At 36.7% G+C, this 1,402-nt stretch carries 1 protein-coding gene and 3 pseudogenes; 3 read left to right on the forward strand and 1 reads right to left on the reverse strand.

Features of this window, described 5'->3' with window-relative positions; all coding sequences use genetic code 11:
• From ACIG3F_RS16070 to ACIG3F_RS16080, 3 genes and pseudogenes are all read left to right on the forward strand, one after another.
• Positions 1–242, forward strand: a pseudogene (locus ACIG3F_RS16070) (ATPase); the annotation flags it as partial.
• 20 nt (positions 243–262) lie between these two features.
• A pseudogene (locus ACIG3F_RS16075) lies at positions 263–538 on the forward strand (HNH endonuclease signature motif containing protein); the annotation flags it as partial.
• A gap of 275 nt (positions 539–813) precedes the next feature.
• Positions 814–963: a hypothetical protein gene (locus ACIG3F_RS16080; protein ID WP_225554346.1), complete on the forward strand. Its 150-nt coding sequence runs from the start codon at positions 814–816 to the stop codon at positions 961–963.
• A 256-nt stretch (positions 964–1,219) separates the two neighbouring features.
• On the opposite strand, the pseudogene ACIG3F_RS16085 reads toward ACIG3F_RS16080, so the two are convergent.
• Positions 1,220–1,306 (reverse strand): annotated as a pseudogene (locus ACIG3F_RS16085) (DUF4236 domain-containing protein); the annotation flags it as partial.
• Between the last annotated feature and the right edge of the window lie 96 nt (positions 1,307–1,402).

Consider the following 1,402-nt stretch of genomic DNA (forward strand, 5'->3'; position numbering starts at 1 on the left):
GGGTTGATGAATATGAAATTGATTTTGTTGCTGTCGATACTTTACAGAATTTAAGTTATTATCAGGTGGGATTAGAAACGCTCAATGAGGAGACACTCAGCCGAGAGTTACGTCCATTACAGAAAATTTCTGATTCGTATCCCAAGTATTTGCTTACCTTAGACACCATAGGGACTGAAGCCAATTATAATGGTATTGTAAAAATGAACGCTCTTGATTGGTTGCTGTCTGAAAATAAATAAAGTGGAGTGTAGGCATCGACAATCCAATTTCTCGATCAAAGCCCAAGGCCTTTTCAGCATTAACCAAAAATTTGCTTAAGCATAATTTTCTAGTGGGTAATCATAACTTTTGCCCCATTTGTGATGGATTAATCTATCTCGATTCTACTGAATCGGATCATAGGATTACCAAAGCCGCAGGTGGGCAAGGTGTGCTAGAAAATGGTCTGCTGGTTCATCTGCTCTGTAATAGAAGAAAATCAGATATCAGCTTAGAGGAGACTAGAGCGGATTTGTTTGACGAGCTTTTGTACTAATTTATCAGCAAGATATGGCTTTGGTCTGGCTGATTTACCCTAACCAGCCTTGCAAGTCATGGTTAGTCAATACTCTTGTTCTTAACCTGAACATAACGCCTAAACGATCCGATTCTATAAAGTTGGATCGTTGATTAAGCCGTTTTTAAGGACTGATTTCTATATATACAGGGGGCAGTCCTTTTAATATCACTTTGATTCATCGTATTGAAATATTGATGTTACAAAATAGTACTATTCATGTGATTGATTTAAATCAAATAGGGGATTGCAAAATGAAAAGTTTACTAACAACATTACAAGGCTTATTAGTACGTGAGCCGTCAGATTTAACCTCACAAACAATTGCTAAAATGGATTTAACCATTCATCGCCAATACCAAGATCAACAGGTGATACTATTACGTACTGACTATTTAGAATAGTCTGAATAATTAAAAAAACACACAAAATAATGAAGCTATAAAAAAGCTCCTTTAAAAAACCGCAATTCATTAAAACTACAACAAAACTTACTTTTAAGCTGTGCGATCATCAATATACTGTGAGCCACAGTCGCTGATTTAAATATAGAGTAGTAGCGAGAATCGCGCTGTAGTTTCTGAAGGATCTTAATATCCTTAGTTTGCCCACTCACCCATGTGGGCATTTTTTTTTGATCAAAATACAATGTTGTTTTTGCTAAAAAATGACGGCACCCACAATAAAACACAATATTCCAAAAATAATCCAAGGCCATATCTTTGCCTTCGGTTGTTCTAAATTCTGAGTAAGCATCCGCTGAACGCCATCGCCAAGTTTTAACGGGGTTCAGGTTTCCAGCGGTGAGGTAGTAATTCTTCTATTTGGGGCACTTTATGTGTT

The sequence above is a fragment of the Acinetobacter sp. NPDC052428 genome (genome assembly GCF_044547685.1).
Lineage (GTDB): Bacteria > Pseudomonadota > Gammaproteobacteria > Pseudomonadales > Moraxellaceae > Acinetobacter > Acinetobacter lwoffii_G.